The organism is Lysinibacillus sp. GW823-FHT06C08, from assembly GCF_058795135.1.
In genome coordinates this window covers 49,921-66,869 of sequence record NZ_JBXAHN010000014.1, presented here as the reverse complement: position 1 = coordinate 66,869, position 16,949 = coordinate 49,921, and the positions used below count along the sequence as shown (strand labels likewise).

Annotated in this window: 15 protein-coding genes and 2 riboswitches; all 15 genes read right to left on the bottom strand. The window is 37.0% G+C overall.

Annotation, left to right across the window (positions count from 1 at the left end; translation table 11 throughout):
* Positions 1-530: 530 nt before the first annotated feature.
* On the bottom strand, positions 531-1,832 hold the full coding sequence (locus AC1Q6O_RS21780) for an NCS2 family permease (protein ID WP_008173678.1): 1,302 nt from the start codon (positions 1,830-1,832) through the stop codon (positions 531-533).
* Between the two features lie 131 nt (positions 1,833-1,963).
* A riboswitch (purine riboswitch) is annotated at positions 1,964-2,065 on the bottom strand.
* Positions 2,066-2,292: 227 nt separating this feature from the next.
* Positions 2,293-2,961 carry an MOSC domain-containing protein gene (locus tag AC1Q6O_RS21775; protein ID WP_008173680.1) on the bottom strand — a complete coding sequence of 223 codons (669 nt, stop codon included), beginning with the start codon at positions 2,959-2,961 and terminating at the stop codon, positions 2,293-2,295.
* 231 nt (positions 2,962-3,192) lie between these two features.
* Complete coding sequence (locus AC1Q6O_RS21770; protein ID WP_258955013.1) at positions 3,193-3,369, bottom strand: hypothetical protein; 177 nt, start codon at positions 3,367-3,369, stop codon at positions 3,193-3,195.
* 232 nt (positions 3,370-3,601) lie between these two features.
* The gene (gene guaA / locus AC1Q6O_RS21765) at positions 3,602-5,155 is read right to left on the bottom strand and encodes a glutamine-hydrolyzing GMP synthase (RefSeq protein ID WP_089987294.1); all 1,554 of its coding nucleotides are present in this window, start codon (positions 5,153-5,155) and stop codon (positions 3,602-3,604) included.
* Between the two features lie 154 nt (positions 5,156-5,309).
* Positions 5,310-5,411: riboswitch (purine riboswitch) on the bottom strand.
* A 32-nt stretch (positions 5,412-5,443) separates the two neighbouring features.
* Entirely contained in the window at positions 5,444-7,627 is a 2,184-nt protein-coding gene (locus AC1Q6O_RS21760; protein ID WP_090003215.1) for a transglutaminase TgpA family protein, read from the bottom strand.
* Positions 7,624-8,805, bottom strand: coding sequence for a DUF58 domain-containing protein (locus tag AC1Q6O_RS21755; protein ID WP_008173685.1), 1,182 nt, complete (start codon positions 8,803-8,805; stop codon positions 7,624-7,626). Before AC1Q6O_RS21755 ends, AC1Q6O_RS21760 begins: the two co-directional genes overlap by 4 nt.
* A complete protein-coding gene (locus AC1Q6O_RS21750) occupies positions 8,802-9,746 on the bottom strand; it encodes an AAA family ATPase (RefSeq protein ID WP_008173686.1) in 945 nt (314 codons plus the stop codon). The genes AC1Q6O_RS21755 and AC1Q6O_RS21750 overlap by 4 nt, the downstream gene beginning before the upstream one ends.
* Before the next feature lie 192 nt (positions 9,747-9,938).
* Positions 9,939-10,619, bottom strand: a complete 681-nt coding sequence (locus tag AC1Q6O_RS21745) for an ABC transporter ATP-binding protein (RefSeq protein ID WP_089987292.1) — start codon at positions 10,617-10,619, stop codon at positions 9,939-9,941.
* The gene (locus tag AC1Q6O_RS21740; protein WP_237068910.1) at positions 10,616-11,419 is read right to left on the bottom strand and encodes an ABC transporter permease; all 804 of its coding nucleotides are present in this window, start codon (positions 11,417-11,419) and stop codon (positions 10,616-10,618) included. The genes AC1Q6O_RS21745 and AC1Q6O_RS21740 overlap by 4 nt, the downstream gene beginning before the upstream one ends.
* Positions 11,416-11,868 carry a nitrous oxide reductase accessory protein NosL gene (locus tag AC1Q6O_RS21735; RefSeq protein WP_043989619.1) on the bottom strand — a complete coding sequence of 151 codons (453 nt, stop codon included), beginning with the start codon at positions 11,866-11,868 and terminating at the stop codon, positions 11,416-11,418. The genes AC1Q6O_RS21740 and AC1Q6O_RS21735 overlap by 4 nt, the downstream gene beginning before the upstream one ends.
* Positions 11,869-11,870: 2 nt before the next feature.
* Positions 11,871-13,136 carry a NosD domain-containing protein gene (locus AC1Q6O_RS21730; protein WP_492402200.1) on the bottom strand — a complete coding sequence of 422 codons (1,266 nt, stop codon included), beginning with the start codon at positions 13,134-13,136 and terminating at the stop codon, positions 11,871-11,873.
* 60 nt (positions 13,137-13,196) lie between these two features.
* Positions 13,197-13,838 (bottom strand): putative periplasmic lipoprotein, encoded by a 642-nt coding sequence (locus AC1Q6O_RS21725; protein WP_107922844.1) that lies wholly within the window; start codon positions 13,836-13,838, stop codon positions 13,197-13,199.
* 210 nt (positions 13,839-14,048) lie between these two features.
* Positions 14,049-14,369: an NAD synthetase gene (locus AC1Q6O_RS21720; RefSeq protein ID WP_089987290.1), complete on the bottom strand. Its 321-nt coding sequence runs from the start codon at positions 14,367-14,369 to the stop codon at positions 14,049-14,051.
* A 157-nt stretch (positions 14,370-14,526) separates the two neighbouring features.
* A complete protein-coding gene (nadE, locus tag AC1Q6O_RS21715) occupies positions 14,527-15,351 on the bottom strand; it encodes an NAD(+) synthase (protein ID WP_107922845.1) in 825 nt (274 codons plus the stop codon).
* Positions 15,352-15,370: 19 nt separating this feature from the next.
* Positions 15,371-16,831 carry a nicotinate phosphoribosyltransferase gene (locus AC1Q6O_RS21710; RefSeq protein WP_008173699.1) on the bottom strand — a complete coding sequence of 487 codons (1,461 nt, stop codon included), beginning with the start codon at positions 16,829-16,831 and terminating at the stop codon, positions 15,371-15,373.
* Positions 16,832-16,949 lie beyond the last annotated feature (118 nt).

Sequence of the window (16,949 nt, the reverse complement as noted above, 5' to 3'; positions counted from 1 at the left end):
GGATCAAACTCTCCATAAAAGAAATTTGATTAGCTCAAATTGTTTTGCTGGCATCAATTTTGATGTCCAAAATTTTGCTTCGTTCACTAGCTAAGCTAGTTACTTAAAACTTTATTGATTACGTTTTGCTTGTTCAGTTTTCAAGGTTCATTTGCTAGTTACTTTCAAGTAACTTTTTATAATTTAACATATTGTCAACTCGTTGTCAACTGTCTACGTTAATATTTTTCAAGTTGTTCGTTTGTTTCGTAACAACGTGTTTAAATATATCATCATAAAACAAAGTTTGCAAGTGTTTCATTAAAGTAAAACTATTCTTATTATTACAAAGTGAGTTTCTTCTATATAATGGTGAAAACAACTTTATATAATTCGTTATAGTTATGCTTTATTTTATATAGTAAAAGAGACGAATAGAATAACAATAAAAGTATTTAATTATTTACCGTTCCTATCCCAATAATAAAAAATCACCTCCATCGTTAGAACTTATCCTTAACAATGGAGGTGATTTTCAACATGTATTTAATTTATCGTACCCAAATGAAATACGCCAGGAAGACAAAGAATAAACCATACATCATAGGGTGAATTTCTTTTTTACGTCCCGCTAATAACATTGTGATCGGATAGAACACGAAGCCAATTGCAATACCCGTAGCAATGGAATAACCAAGAGGCATCATTAATACGGTAAAGAATGCTGGTACTGCAATCTCAAATTTATCCCAATCAATTAAACGTAATGATGATACCATCAGTACTCCTACAATAACTAGAGCAGGTGCTGTTACTGCTGGTGTTACTACTGCTAATAACGGAGAGAAGAATAATGCTACTAAGAAAAGTACTGCTGTTACTACTGCTGAGAACCCAGAGCGAGCTCCAGCTGCTACCCCTGAAGTTGATTCTACATAGGCAGTAGTCGTAGATGTACCAAATAAAGAACCAATTGTTGTTGCAAGTGCATCTGCCATTAATGCGCGACCTGCACGTGGTAATTTATTATCTTTTACTAAGCCAGCCTGTGTTGCCACAGCCATTAAAGTCCCTGCTGTATCGAAGAAATCTACAAACAAGAACGTTAATACAACTACTAAAAACTTCACGTTAAATAGTGATTCAATATCTCCAAGTGGTTGTAGTGCCACCATGAATGTAGAATCCACACTTGGAATAGCAGAAACAATTGCCGTTGGAGGTTCAATAATACCTGTCACCATACCGATAATCGCAGTAATAACCATCCCTAAGAAAATACCAACACTGCGTAATTTAATAATTAGAATAACAGATAAAACAATTCCGAATACCGCTAGTAATGTAGCACCAGTGAAAGTTCCTAAAGTTACTAATGTAGCTGGACTATCTACAATAATCCCTGCTCCTTGTAAACCTACGAAAGTAATAAACAATCCAATACCTGCCGAAACAGCATATTTAAGTTGAACTGGTATGGCATTAATAACGGTTTCACGAATACCTGTTAGAGATAAAATGATAAAGATAATCCCAGAGAAGAATACGCCAGTTAAACCTGTTTGCCATGGAATACCGTAAGCCCCGACTACAGTAAAGGCGAAGAATGCGTTTAATCCCATACCAGGAGCTAGTGAAATTGGGAATTTAGCGAAAATACCCATTATTAAAGAACCAACTGCTGCAGCTAATGCTGTTGCTACGAAAACAGCACCTTTATCCATCCCTGCATTTTCTAGTATACCTGGGTTAACAGCTAGAATATATGCCATCGCAAGGAAGGTTGTAATACCACCTATTATTTCTCGGCGGTAATTAGTTCCTAATTCATCAAACATGAAATATTTTTTCATTATAAAAAAATCCTCCGTATGGTCGTCCTCAATATCGAAAACAAAAAAGACACGCTGACTAATCTACTAGTCGCATGTCTACGATATATTTCATCCACATTAATGTGTGAAATAAATTAGGGTTTATACATACGTATATAAACCTCAATCGTAGTCAAGTTATTTACGGTAACTTGGTAGAAACTCACGGGCCCTATTCCCGACATTATACGACGACTTATTTAATTTACATTTGTAATATATCATTTCACTTTTTAGATTTCAACCCTATTTCCGAACAATTTTACAAAATAAAATACGAAAGTTCGTGTAAATTTCTTATTTAATGTTCATATTTTAATAAACTGCTACTAAAAAGTCTAAGTACTGAACAATTCACTGAACACTATAATATAAAAAAACCCTTAGAACTCACCCGAATTCTAAAGGATTTTAAAACAGATTCCCTTGCCTACAATTTTTAATTCATCACTTTACTTTGCAAGACCTGAATTCTTTTTTCTAACTTCTGTTTCCAATCTTCCGCCAATGCATCAACTTCTCGGATATGTTTCATCGCATCTGCATCTTTGTTTTTAAAATATACTTCGTTGCAATACAAAACAGAAACTTGGGCAGGATGCTTTTCTACTAATTCAATATTCGAGTTCGCATAAATTGTCCCCTCTTCTAGTACGCGCGCAAGGAAGCCCGTATAACCAGTTTCAATCATACGTTTGAGCAATGTGTTTGATTCGGTATATTTGTCGATCGTACTACAAGGAACACGCCCCTGTGTAATTTGAATGACAGCATCTCCTATTTTATAAATATCACCGATACAAATATCCTCTTCTAGCATATTTGTAACCGTAAGATTTTCACCGAAAGCAGCAGTTGGCAATGGTTTACCAAGTTCTTGTTCCCATTGTATGTAATGTTCCGCAGGATATAAACAAACTGCACGATCAGGTCCGCCATGATGTTTTTTATCAGCGACATCATCTCCGTCGAAGCCATGAGCTGACAAATAAACTTCTTGCATTTTTTGCTTTTCAATACCTGTCATCATCGAACGCCCTTTACTATCAATCAATTCTTTTGGCATCCCAACTGCTAATGTATGAATTATTGGTTTATTTTCCTCCATTTAAATCCCCCCAAATCTGATAATTCTAATACTTTTTGCATCCATTTAGTTTACTACATTCTCCAATAGTTTGCTGATTATTTCAATGTAAAGCTTGTAAGATGAGCACCCAACTCAAACTACCAACTATAGAATATTAGCCGTTGATGATGTTGAACCAGTATATTATTTATAAACAATTAAAGTCGATTAAACTCCATGAACTAAAGCATCAAAGCACCTAAATAAATGCTACAATGAAATAAAAAATGGATGATGATCTTTATCTAAACATTTTAAAAGTTCCTCTTTAAAGTGATCATTTTCAATCAGTTTCGGCGCATCTTCTACGCTAAAGAAACCGACCTCTAAACTTTCCTTACTTATTTTCAAACTCCCATTTATAGGCGTTCCTAGCCACCATATCATTATTTATAAGGATTAAACTGCCCCATTATTGCACAAAACTTAATCATTCTTATCTAAAATATAGAAAATACTGGATTATTTTCAATTAAAAAAGACCTCCCTTCACCCATGAATTACATGAATAAAGGAAAGTCTTTTGTGTTAAAAAATTGCACGTGGATAAGCAATTGCTCATTCAAACAACGGTGAAGCCCTTTATAGAACTGGCTTCAACGGTTATTAGATATATGACCTATTCCCACTCAATCGTTGCTGGTGGCTTAGATGTAATATCATACACTACACGGTTAACGTGTTTTACTTCGTTTACTAGGCGGACAGAGATTTTTTCTAGTACATCCCATGGGATACGTGCCCAGTCAGAAGTCATACCGTCGATAGATGTTACCGCACGGATACCGATTGCGTAATCATACGTACGTGCATCGCCCATTACACCAACTGAACGGATATCAGGTAATACCGTGAAGTATTGCCAAATGTCACGATCAAGGCCAGCATTGGCGATCTCCTCACGTAAGATGAAGTCAGATTCGCGAACGATTTCTAATTTTTCTTCTGTTACTTCACCAAGTACACGGATACCTAATCCAGGACCTGGGAACGGTTGACGCCAAACGATTTTTTCATCGAGACCAAGTTCTAAGCCTAATGCTCGTACTTCGTCTTTGAATAAAGTTTTTAATGGTTCGATCAATTTGAATTGCATATCTTCTGGAAGTCCACCAACATTATGGTGAGATTTGATTGTTTGTGCAGTTGAAGTACCTGATTCAATAATATCTGTATAAAGAGTACCTTGTGCTAAGAAATCCATACCTTCAAGCTTTGATGCTTCTTCATCAAATACATAAATAAATTCATTTCCGATAATTTTACGTTTTTTCTCTGGATCTGATACACCTGCAAGTTTGTCCATGAAACGTTTACGAGCATCAATTTTAATAAGATTCATATCGAAATCTTCAGTAAATGTTTTCATTACTTGCTCAACTTCACCTTTACGGTTTAAGTTGTGGTCTACGAACATACAAGTTAATTGGTCACCGATTGCTTTGTGAATAAGAACCGCTACAACTGATGAGTCAACACCGCCTGAAAGCGCACATAATACTTTTTTATCGCCTACAATTTCACGAATTTTCGCGATTTCAAGTTCAATGAAGTTGGCCATTGACCAATCACCTTTTGCCTCACAAACATCGAATACGAATTGACGTAATAAATCATTACCATAAACAGAGTGACGTACCTCTGGGTGGAATTGAACAGCGTATAGTTTACGTTCTACATTTGCCATTGCTGCAATCGGACATGATGCGCTCGTTGCGATAACTTCAAATCCAGCAGGAACTTCTGTTACATGGTCACCATGGCTCATCCACACGATTTGCTCAGTTGGTAACTCACCAAATAATTTATTGGAAGTAGTTACTTTGATTTCAGCTTTACCATATTCACGAGTTTCAGCGCCTTCTACTTTACCACCATTTGTATGTGCCATTAATTGCATACCATAGCAAATACCTAGTATTGGTAGGCCTAATTCAAAAATGGCTGGATCCACATGGAAAGCATTTTCATCATAAACAGAGTTTGGACCACCTGAAAAAATAATACCGGCTGCGTTCATTTCTTTAATTTCTTCTGCAGTTATTGTATGTGGATGTAATTCACTGAATACACCAAACTCACGGATACGACGAGTAATTAATTGGTTAAATTGGCTACCGAAGTCAAGTACAACGATTTTTTCTTGCTCTTTTAATAAAGGGCTAGCTGTCAAAATTTCCACCTCTTCTACTATTTTTAAAGGATATTTCATTTGTTCAAAGAAAAACGCGAAGAAAGTAAAATCTTTCTACGCGTTCAAAAAGCTCATGTTGATTTACAAAGGCGAATGCGTAGCAAAGTAAAGTGATTTACTATACTTCTCACCTAGCGAATACATCCGCCTTCATAGAGAAATCATTTATGGTGATTTCGTAGAAACATCCGAACCTTATTATCGAACTTATATGAAAGCAATCCTTGCATTTAATTTTTTTCATTTTACTCTTTGTCTAAGTTAAAATCAACCGATAGTGCGATTGATTAAATATTCCCAACTTTCTTTCAGCTTTGTGAAATTCACTTCTTGTTTATCCTTCCCATAAACATGTTGCTCATAAACAGCCGTTAGCTTTTGCATTTGATCTGTCTCTAATGATGCATCCACACGTTCTGCAAACATGTGCAACGTTTCCCCATCTCTCATACGCAATCCAATACGTGATAATTGCTTCAGAAGAATATGATAGGAGGAATCAAAGGTAGACCAATTGGCAGTCTTTTTACGATAGACTCGAACATGCATTTTTGGAAGCCAAGTCTTGCGCTGCAAGTATAAAGCAATCCCACTGATAATCAATAAAACGAAGATGATTATCCAAACATAAGCAAACTTTTTCAACCAAGTCCATAGCCTATCCAGGCTAAACATTGATTTACTTTGTTCTTTATTAGACACATGTTCCTGCTTTTGCGGTTGCTCAGGTTTTTGCTCTGGCTGTACTATTTCCTCCTGTTCGGATGTATCTAATGGTATATCATAATCAATGTTAACGTTGCCGCTAAAGCCTATTGTAGGCTCAAACTCCATCCAACCTGTACCAGGTATATATGCCTCTACCCATGAATGCGCGTTGTCATTGGTAATTCGATACTCTCTCAGACCATCTGACATGGGTCCTGCAGTACCAGGCGCAAATCCTTTGACCCAGCGAGCTGGAATGCCTATCGAACGCAAAAGGACTACCATTGAAGTTGAGAAATTATCACAATAACCTACTTTTGTATCAAATAAAAACTGATCAACGTAATCTTGATTTTCTGCCGGAATAGCCGCTTGTTTTTTATCATACCTAAAACCGTTCGTCCTAAAATAACCTTCCACTGCCTTAATTTGATCGTAAACCGTAGTTTTATCCTGTGTTATCGACAGCGCCAAATCTCTTACTCGTTGTGGTAATTGCGCTGGCAGCTGCATAAAGCGATCAAATGACGAATCTAACGTTTCAAGTGTGGCTGGGAATGATAATTGCAGCTGTTCCATACTATAGACAGGCTCACTATACGTTAAAGTATAGCCTGATAAAGATGTCGATGTATCATTCTGCTGCTCTATAGTCATCTTTTCCGTCTGCTCGTCCTGAATAAATAATGTGGAATCTTGAGCCGAAACAGATAACAAGCCGTATGTTTGGATTAAAAACGGCATCGAGGTCGCAATGTCCAGTTGAATTTGACGCTCGTTTTCAGGTGAGCCTACTTGTAAAGAGGTCATAATCGGCGCATTTGCCTCATATACATTTTTTCCGAAGTTCCCCTCTGACAAAATCCATCCCTTTGACGTATAAGTATCTTTCGTTTCAATACGCCAATAATGACGATCACGTGAAGACGCAGTAAAAATTAATGTACTATCTCCTTGGAAAGGTCCACCTAATTGACTATCATCTTGACTATAGCCGACTGATTTCATGCCTGTTCCATTTCCATCTTGTCCAGTAACACCTTGAATAAACGGCACAGGATCTGCCCATGTCGGCCCTGTCTTTGGTAAAAAGAAGGCGATAGTCCCGACAAGTAATACGGATACAAGCATCGGAATAACAATTTTCCATCTCCCAAACGTATTGCTCATTGTACCCACTTGAAGCCATAAACGTTTGACAAATAGGACACCTGTCATCATTAATCCTAATATAACCACTTTAACAATAGCTGTTTTCCCATTGTATTCACTAAACGTATCTAACGTAGCAATAAAGAATACTGTCATGGCAAAAAAGTAAAATATATTTTTCCGCACAGAGACCCAATGGTGGATTAAGTAAACAAGCATCCATATTAATACTAGAAATAGCACTGTTCTAAAGGCATCGGATACTAGACCAAAATCACCTGATATAATGGCGGCCATATTCCCTTTCCATTCTGTTAATAAGAAGGATATGGACTTTCCAGAAAGCACTGGGCTTTCGCTATAAATAAAGACAATGCACCAAGTAATATAACCAAACTTTACAATCCCTGATAATAAAGGATGCACTCGGAATAAACTTAGGGCTAGGGACAAGCCAATAAAAACTAGGAAGAGATGAAACCCTCCTGTATTAGTTAATTGCATAATTGGTATTAGCCATTCACGCAAAATAAAGAAGACTATAATATAGGCGACCGCTAACTCTAAAAATTCCCCTACTGTTTGTTTCACGGCTTCTTCACCTCCGTGAATACATGATAAAAATCTGTTGGATCTACATAAACAATTTGAATATGTTTATAACGCAATGTAACCTCAGACTGCACAGGTGGCTGTTTTGCCACGACAAAACAAATACAACTTTTCACTATATTCGCAAGAGTATGTAGGAATTCTTCTGATACTTCATTAGTCACATAAAGCAATGTCGCTACTTGCTTAAAGGCTTGCTGGTCATAAAATCGAAATTTTACATTCTCAGTAGATTTTATAGCTGCCAAATGATACATAACCTGATCTAACTGCTTTTCACCTTGTATAACAGGGAATACCTTTGTCACTTCTCCAGCAGAAATAAAGGAAATATCACCAAGTTCCTGCACGATCATCTTGAGCATAGATGCTACTAGCTCAATCTTATCCTCAAATAATGTTGATTTCTTGGCATCAAGCACTAACATTAGCTCAGAAGATTGTCTATCCTCAAATTCCTTAGATTGTAAGGTTTGGGTTTTCGCGAATGACTTCCAATGAATCCATGAAAAACGATCCCCAGGAACATATTCTCGTAACCCAACAGCCATAGTAGTATCCTTTACTATGGAATAAGGAGACATCATTGGCCCAACATCATATTTTGTTTGAAGTGCCGAATATTTCATTTCTCTGAGCCTTGGGTACACTAAAATAGTTTGTTCTTTCTCGGCCACAACCATTTTTTTTGCCCAACCGAAAAAATCATAGAAAGCGACCGTAACACCCAAATAACGGTGTTCGCCACGAGGCATATTTACTAATTCATAATGCCAGTTAAATTTTTTTCTAAAGCCAACAAATTTTATAGCAGTTGAACTTTCTAGCTTCGCCTGAACTAACCCCTCACTATCTACAAGTTCCTCCATCATCATATAAGCAAAAGGAAAACGTGTTTTTCTTTCGATTGAAATCATGACCTTCGCTGATTGACCACGTTCTACATGTGCTGGCTCAATTTTGCGCTCTACTACTAAGATACTTTCTCTAACAACAAAGAAAAATAAGGCATACACTAAAAACGGACTTACCGTAAAAAATACAAACCAACTAACAAATCCACCTTGGAACATCGCATAACAAAACGTTACAATCATTAAGAAAACTACTAATAGGAAATGTTTACTTTTCTCTAAAAAAGCTTTCCATTGCTTCATTGTTCTGCAAACCTTTTTGTTGGTACTGGTGTTTTAGCAATGATACGTTCAATAATTTCACTTGCCGTTACATTATCATAGCGAGCATCTGGCTTTAAAACTAGACGATGACTAAAGACAAAAGGGACAAGGTATTGGACATCATCAGGTGTTACATAGCTACGCCCTTTCATAAATGCGTAGGCTTGAGAAGCCTTCATTAAGGCTAATGTCGCCCTGGGACTTACACCTAAATAAACATAGCTGTTTTCTCTAGTTTGAGTAGCAAGCTCCACCATGTAATTTTTTACTGAATCTTCAACATACACTCCTTGAACGAGCTCTTGTAACTCAATCAATTGAGCTACCGACAATACTGCATCGATCTTTTCAATCGCTTTGCCATTTTCCGCGCGCCGTAAAATTTCCACTTCCTGCCCTCTACTAGGGTAGCCCATCTTTATTTTCAGTAAAAAACGATCAAGCTGTGCTTCAGGCAATGGATAGGTTCCTTCATGTTCTATCGGATTTTGTGTGGCCATTACAAAGAACGGCTGATTAATAGCAAGTGTTTTACCATCAATAGTAACAGAAGCTTCTTCCATTCCCTCCAGTAAAGCTGACTGCGTTTTGGGCGAGGTACGATTTATTTCATCGGCTAAAATAACATCCCCCATGATGGGTCCTGGACGAAATTCAAACTCCAATGTCTTCGGATTATAAATAGAGATCCCCACTACATCGGAAGGTAATAAATCCGGCGTAAATTGAATTCGTTTAAACTGCGCATCAAAGGATTTTGCTAATGAACGAACCATCATTGTCTTCCCAACACCAGGCACATCCTCTAACAATACGTGCCCCCTCGCTAATAAAGCAACAAGGCTTAGCTCAGCCACATCTCTCTTTCCAATCATCACTTTCTCTATATTTTCTAGCACATTTTGTATTTGAGAATTCATAAATTAAAAAACCTCCATTTCATCAAACAATTGTGTGAATTGCACGATAACTTATCATAAGCATATCGAAATTTGTCTAGTAAAACAATTATCAGAAACTTCTTCCCTTCGATAACACATACTAAACAAGGCTTGCTTGAACGTAGTCAAACAAGCCTTGTTTAGTATATAACGTCACTATTCATTAGAATGTTACAATTTTAATCTTTTTAACCATATTTCTTCCAAAGATGTAGAATTTTCTTGTGTGAAAATTTCAGTGATCCCACCAGAAATTATAATTTCCCCATCATGTAAAACTAATACATCATCTGCTATTTCTTCAGCAAAAGACAGCAAGTGAGTAGAGAATATGACCGTATTTCCTTTGTTCTTTTCCTCTAACATTACGTTTTTTAATTGCGCTATCCAAAATGGATCAAGACCATTTGTCGGTTCATCCAAGATCAGCAAAGATCCACTTCCAAGTAAGCATTGCGCAAGATTTAGTCGCTGAAGCATCCCTTTAGAAAATTGTTTAGCTGGTTGATTACGAACATCCCACAAGGAAACACGCTTCAATATGCACTCTTGTTCATTTTGATCTACTTGCTTTAAAGAGGCTAGTAGATCAAAAATTTCAGCTGCCGTTAGCATGGTTGGAAAATTTACGTCATCAGGCATATAACGAATGACATCTGGTTTATGCCATATCATTTCTCCGGACTTTCCCTTCTCTTGACCCGTTAGTAAACGGATCAACGTACTCTTTCCGGCACCATTACCCCCAACCAGCGCTAAAATTTTACCAGAATGTAATGTAAAGGTAGCTTCTTTTAAACCTCTACCATTTTCATAGACATTGGCTATATTTTTGGCTTCTAAAAGAATCATCGCTGTGTGACCTCCTTCGAAAACTTAGTAGCTAGCATAAGTGGTAGAAGGATCCAAAGAAGCGTCACCACCACATACAACACAAGACCTAAAGTTGACGAATAAAACCTCGTGACACCATAAAATGCTGGACCAAGCACACTAGCCTGATTGGTGAATATAAAATAACCAAAGCGTAGCCATTCTACGGGATTAATATGTATCGATATAATGGTAAGCTTTTGTAAAACATGACCCGCTACAACTGCACCTAGAGCCATTAACGCATAAGAAATGAGCAGTAAAAAAAAGGACCATACAACAAGTGATAAGGCTAGTGCAAATAATCTTGTTTTAGCCACTGCCCCCAGTACAATACCTAATGAGACAAATATAAAGATACATAATAACGTAAGGATCACTAAAATAATCGGTAACTGGACGCCGCCTAATAGACCACCTATTGCTAAGACAACGCCAAATGCCACAAGCACTACTAATAAAAAGGCAAGTGATATAGCCACATATTTCCCTATAATATATTGCCCAATTTTCATTGGATATGTTTTTAATAACGAAAACCAGCCAGATTCAATATCGCCGGCTATACTCATACTTCCAATGGTGATAATAAATAAAGGTAATAGAAACAATAACACATTTAAAAATGATGCCGTTTGACGTGTAAAGCCCTCCACATCAGGTAATGCCATTCGCTGAATGACAATAATGGCTACAAAAACAAAAGTAAAAAGAAAAGCTACTAGTTGCATCCAATGGCTTCTTAAAATTTGCTTCAACTCTATTTTCACAAACATCATTCATGAATCCCCCAATTAAACGTCAGCAAATCTTGATAGGCTAATAATTGCCCCTCTCCTTCATTGGTCATCCATTCCTGCGCCTCATCCTTCGTCGCAAATGCAAGTACTCCATAGTTCATCGGAGTCCAATAACCTGCATTGTACACATAGGTAGCTTTATAAACGTCAATCCATTCATTATTTGCTTTATTTTTAATATAGGCTGCGCCAATTTCATCCTCACCATTTAGCGCCAGATAATCCATCAAACACCCAATATCATCAAAAATCTTATAATCTCCATTTGTGAGCACAATTTGTCCAGCATATTCATGATGAACGATACTCATATTACAAATTTCACAAATATCTGTTTCACGGATAATATCACGTGGGTTATACGTCTTTTCGCCGCAACCACCCAATATTGTACTGCATATAACTAGAATGGCTATCCACCTCGTCATACTTACACCCCTCTTTTCCACAGCCAAAATCCACTCATAGATACAACTAAACCAAAAATAAATTGTAAGATGTTGATCGAAAACGACTTCTCTTTCGTATGGCTGATTAATCTTGGTTCGTTATCTACAAGCAAATTTTGTTCTGTTTTATTCACTTCCTGATCAAGTGATGTCAGAATCATAACACTCGGTGATGCCACAAAAAATTGATAAACCGGTTGTCTCACCATCCATTGACCAAAGCTTGACACAGCCACGTAGGGAACATCTCCGAAACCATCTCCCGCAACATCTAACCCTCGGTAATCATCATAAAAATTACGAACTAATCGCAAGCCTTGTTGGTCCGATCTTGCCGTTAATATATTTCCAGTAAACTGATTATCATTGATGATAGAGTGATTATCTACCTTTGTTCCTTCTAAGGCAGTCTGATTCATCTGAAACCCATTTTCTTGTATTTGTATGACTGAACATTTTTGCATTGCTACACCTACCCGATTATTTCGAATGCTATTTTTTCTTACCTTCGCCTGTTGTGTGTCATACATTAAAAGGCCATAGCTATTGAAATCATTATGGTTACTAAATGTATTGCTCGCTATTTCTAAGTCCGTAGTCATCATTACCATAAGACCTGTCACATTATGTAAATATGAATTAAAAAGCACCTTCACATCACATGAATACATAAAATGCGTTCCATAACGACTGTTTGTCACTTCGTTTTGTCGCACATTGATATGTCTCACGTCTTCTACATATATCCCATCTTGCACAAGATCAATTGCATTATGTTCAATAGCAATGTCCTCACTTTTAAACACAGCAATCCCATTGCCTTTTTCAGCATAATGTAACTGTTTACCAACAATCTTATTTTCTAATAATTGAATATGCTTAGAACGTTGAATATGGATACCCACTTGTACATCCTTTATTTCAATAGCTTTCACTTTTAAATTCTCCACTTCATTAACAACAATCCCTTTGTTTTTGGCAGAAATCATTATATCTTCGATAGAGACATTAGCCGTATGGTCTATTTTTAATGCAGGTTTAGTATTTTGAGAATAAAGTTCAACCCCTTTTTCTCCTTGGAGTGTAATCGATTTCTTTACGGTAAAATTTCCTTGGTAACGACCGGCAGGAATATGAACAATCTCTCCAGGTCTCGCTTGATCAATAGCAAATTGAAGATCAAACTCTGCATTTGCTGTTTGACATGTCCATAGAAAAAACAATATGAACCAACCTATTCGTTTCATTACTGTCCCTCCTTATTCAGCATGAAAAGACTAGAGGAAAGTTCCCCCTAGTCTAAGCTTTTAATGACCATGTCCCTCTTGCCCATGATTCATATCACTTGAATGCATAGAACTAGAATCTCCATTCTCTCCCTCAGCCTTTTTTTCCATCATTTTCTTACGTCGTTCCAATGCGTCATCTTTAATTTTTTGTAGTTTCTCCATATAAGCATTCGAATTTTCTTGGATGTATGTATCTGCTTCCGCTTTGTTCACGAAGTAAATATAGCCCCAGTTCATCGGAGATTTCAGCTCTGTTTTCACAATTGTTACATCTTCGACCTTCGCCCACTCCTTCGTCACAAAATCACGGACAAATTTTGCATTGTTCTCTTCATTAGCAACCTCTGCATTTAACAAACAGCCAATATCGTCATAAAAAGCAATAGTCCCATCTTCTTTTATCGCTTGCGCTGAAAATACGCCCATTTCATGATCCTTCATGTAAACCTTCATATTACACATTTCACAAACTGTATCCTCCTTCGGCTCTTGTAACCGCGAATCTACAAGTGAAGCAACTTGTACAGAATCATCCATTACCTTCGTTTCTATTTCAGTAGCGCCTTGCTCTGATTCCTTCTCCTTTACCTGAGGTTTTTCGCTAGTACATGCTGCTAGTACAAATAATACTATTAATGCTGGTAACCATAATTTTTTCACAACTATTCCCTCCAAATTTAGTTTTCTGTTGCCATATTCAACAATACAGATTAGTTGTGAAATTAGTAAAAAATCGCGGTGAAGAATTGGAAAAATTATCTTGAACATTCAATGAACATCTTCATTTCAAATAATTTGAATTTAGCACTTCTTTTTCATTCAAATACACAAAAAAACTCCCCACATGTTTGGCTGTGGAGAGTCTGGTCTTTATATGGAAGAACGGTAACTATTAAGTCGCTTCTTTTGTCTGCTTAAACGACTAAGCTTTAACGCAGTTTCATTTAATTCATGACGTATTTGCAAATCATTCGTACTATCCATATGGATAGGCACTGTATGTTGATGCTGTTTCTGCTGATTTGGCGCATTTATTGAACTGCGCTTCTTCTCTTTATTTCTTTGCAAACTATTTTTAAATAGATTTTGTGGATTTTGCCCAAAATTATGGCTAATATCACCTGCATGTAAATATTGATTTTCCTGACGAAAAACACTACTTGTCGTTGCATTTACTCTAGAAGTCCTCATATTTAGTTACCCTCCCTTACATTTTATAATCCTTATAGGTAATTATATCGACATTATATGATGATATTTAACAACATAGAACCAAATTGCATAAAAAAAGAGAGAAAAGAGCTATTTTCAAAAGTGAGATTCACTTTTACAACTCTTTTCCCTTATTTTACTTCCAAAAAACATCAAATATTGTAATAGGCATATGGCGTTTATGTTGCGAACGCAAATAATATCCTTCCAGTAGTTGGCGAGGTTCTTCTGGGATTTCCTTCCCCTCTAAATAATCATCAATTTGATCATAGGACACCCCAAGAGCCACTTCATCTGGCAAAGATGGGCGATTTTCCTCCAAATCTGCTGTTGGCACCTTCATATAAAGATGTTCAGGACATTTGAGCTCTGCCAATAACTGCTTCCCTTGTCGTTTATTCAAACGAAAGATTGGCATTAAGTCAGCTCCTCCATCACCAAATTTAGTATAAAAACCTGTGATGGCCTCGGCTGCATGATCCGTTCCTAATACGACTGCTCCATTCATTGCAGCAATCGAATATTGCACTTTCATACGCTCCCGTGCTTTTTCGTTCCCTTTGACAAAATCATTCAGCTGAACACCTGCATTTGCTAGGGCCCTCACACTCGCATCGACAGCATCTTTTATATTAACTGTATAAGATCCCGTCGGCTTAATATAGTCGATAGCGTCCTGACAATCTTGCTCATCTGCTTGCACTCCATATGGTAAGCGAATCGCCCAAAATGAATACTTCATTTCACCAGCTTCTTTATTTAGCTCGTCAACAGCTAGTTGCGCTAGCTTTCCTGTTAATGTTGAATCCTGACCACCAGAGATACCAAGAACAAATCCTTTTACAAAACTATAATGTTTCGCATATTCCTTTAAGAAATCAATGGATTTACGTATTTCCTCGTGGGCATAGATAGTTGGTTGTACACGTAATTCTTCAATGATTTGTTGCTGTAAAGTCATTGTTTCCATCACTCCCTTTTTACATTTGCTTAACCATGTTATGAACTTCCTCAATATTGCGCATTTTATTATCCCAGCATTTTTGACTTAAATCGACGGGATACTCTTCAGGATTCATCGCACGTTTGTATTCATCCCAAAGCAGCTCTAAATTTCCGGCTGCATAATCACGCATTTCCTCAAGCGTTGGGTTATGATAGTTGATTTCTCCATTATGAATCACATGCTGATGTAAATTTTTCGCTTCGAAATTCGTGACAAACTTAGAGACAAACGTGTGAATTGGGTGGAACATTTTAATACGTTCCTCCCCCTGAGGGTTTTCATCTTGCATCGCAATATAATCTCCCTCTGCCTTGCCATTCTTTTTATCGATAATACGATATACATTTTTGAGACCTGGCGTTGATACTTTTTCAGCATTCGCTGATATTTTAATGGTATCCTCCAGTTGACCATCGCTGTTTTCAATGGCAACCATTTTGTAAACAGCACCTAATGCAGGCTGATCATAAGCTGTAATAAGCTTTGTACCGATTCCCCACACATCTACTTTTGCCCCTTGAGCTTTTAAATTTAAGATCGTGTATTCATCCAAATCATTTGAAACAATGATTTTTGTATCATGGAAACCTGCAGCATCTAGCATGCGACGAGCCTCTTTTGATAAAAACGCAATGTCTCCACTATCTAAACGAATACCAATAAAATTAATTTTGTCTCCTAATTCTTTAGCTACTTTTATAGCCGTTGGAACACCTGATTTCAAAGTATTATACGTATCTACAAGAAAAACACAGTCGCTATGACGTTTTGCATAAGAATGGAAAGCATCATAATCATTTTTATAGGCCTGTACCAACGCATGTGCATGTGTACCAGACACTGGGATGTTAAACAGTTTACCTGCTCTTACATTACTAGTGGAAGCAAAACCACCTATAAAGGCTGCACGTGTACCCCAAATAGCTGCATCCATTTCTTGTGCGCGTCGTGTACCAAATTCCATGGCTACTTCATTTTTAATGATTTGTTTAATACGACTAGCCTTCGTCGCTATTAATGTTTGATAATTAACGATGTTCAATAATGCTGTTTCTATAAGCTGAGCCTCCACTAATGGAGCTTCTATTCGAACAATCGGTTCATTGGCAAAAACAAGCTCTCCCTCTACCATCGAATACATATCCCCTGTGAATCGAATATCTTTTAAATACTCAATAAAATCCTCTTTATAACCAACTTCATCACGTAAATACGCAATATCAGATTCACTAAAACGGAAATTCCGTAAATAATCCAGCATTCGCTCTAGGCCAGCAAATATTGCATAACCATTGCCAAATGGTAATTTTCTAAAATACAACTCAAAAACTGCTTTTTTATTATGTATCCCATCAGCCCAATAGGATTCGGCCATATTGATTTGATATAAGTCTGTGTGTAGCGCTAAGCTATCATCTGCATAGTTTGATCTCACAAGAAACCCCTTCTTCCGCTTTGATAATTAGTCCTAGTATACACTATATACCCAAATTCTTGCGTATGACATTCACACTCCCTAATGTAAGGTTTTCTAACACAAATAGTCAGAAAAT

What these genes read in the sequence shown, in the direction of transcription:
- AC1Q6O_RS21780 (WP_008173678.1), bottom strand. Translation starts at nt 1,832, where the DNA reads ATGAAAAAATATTTCATGTTTGATGAATTAGGAACTAATTACCGCCGA.
- AC1Q6O_RS21775 (WP_008173680.1), bottom strand. Translation starts at nt 2,961, where the DNA reads ATGGAGGAAAATAAACCAATAATTCATACATTAGCAGTTGGGATGCCA.
- AC1Q6O_RS21770 (WP_258955013.1), bottom strand. Translation starts at nt 3,369, where the DNA reads ATGATATGGTGGCTAGGAACGCCTATAAATGGGAGTTTGAAAATAAGT.
- AC1Q6O_RS21755 (WP_008173685.1), bottom strand. Translation starts at nt 8,805, where the DNA reads ATGAAGCAATGGAAAGCTTTTTTAGAGAAAAGTAAACATTTCCTATTA.
- AC1Q6O_RS21750 (WP_008173686.1), bottom strand. Translation starts at nt 9,746, where the DNA reads ATGAATTCTCAAATACAAAATGTGCTAGAAAATATAGAGAAAGTGATG.
- AC1Q6O_RS21745 (WP_089987292.1), bottom strand. Translation starts at nt 10,619, where the DNA reads ATGATTCTTTTAGAAGCCAAAAATATAGCCAATGTCTATGAAAATGGT.
- AC1Q6O_RS21740 (WP_237068910.1), bottom strand. Translation starts at nt 11,419, where the DNA reads ATGATGTTTGTGAAAATAGAGTTGAAGCAAATTTTAAGAAGCCATTGG.
- AC1Q6O_RS21735 (WP_043989619.1), bottom strand. Translation starts at nt 11,868, where the DNA reads ATGACGAGGTGGATAGCCATTCTAGTTATATGCAGTACAATATTGGGT.
- AC1Q6O_RS21730 (WP_492402200.1), bottom strand. Translation starts at nt 13,136, where the DNA reads ATGAAACGAATAGGTTGGTTCATATTGTTTTTTCTATGGACATGTCAA.
- AC1Q6O_RS21720 (WP_089987290.1), bottom strand. Translation starts at nt 14,369, where the DNA reads ATGAGGACTTCTAGAGTAAATGCAACGACAAGTAGTGTTTTTCGTCAG.
- nadE (WP_107922845.1), bottom strand. Translation starts at nt 15,351, where the DNA reads ATGACTTTACAGCAACAAATCATTGAAGAATTACGTGTACAACCAACT.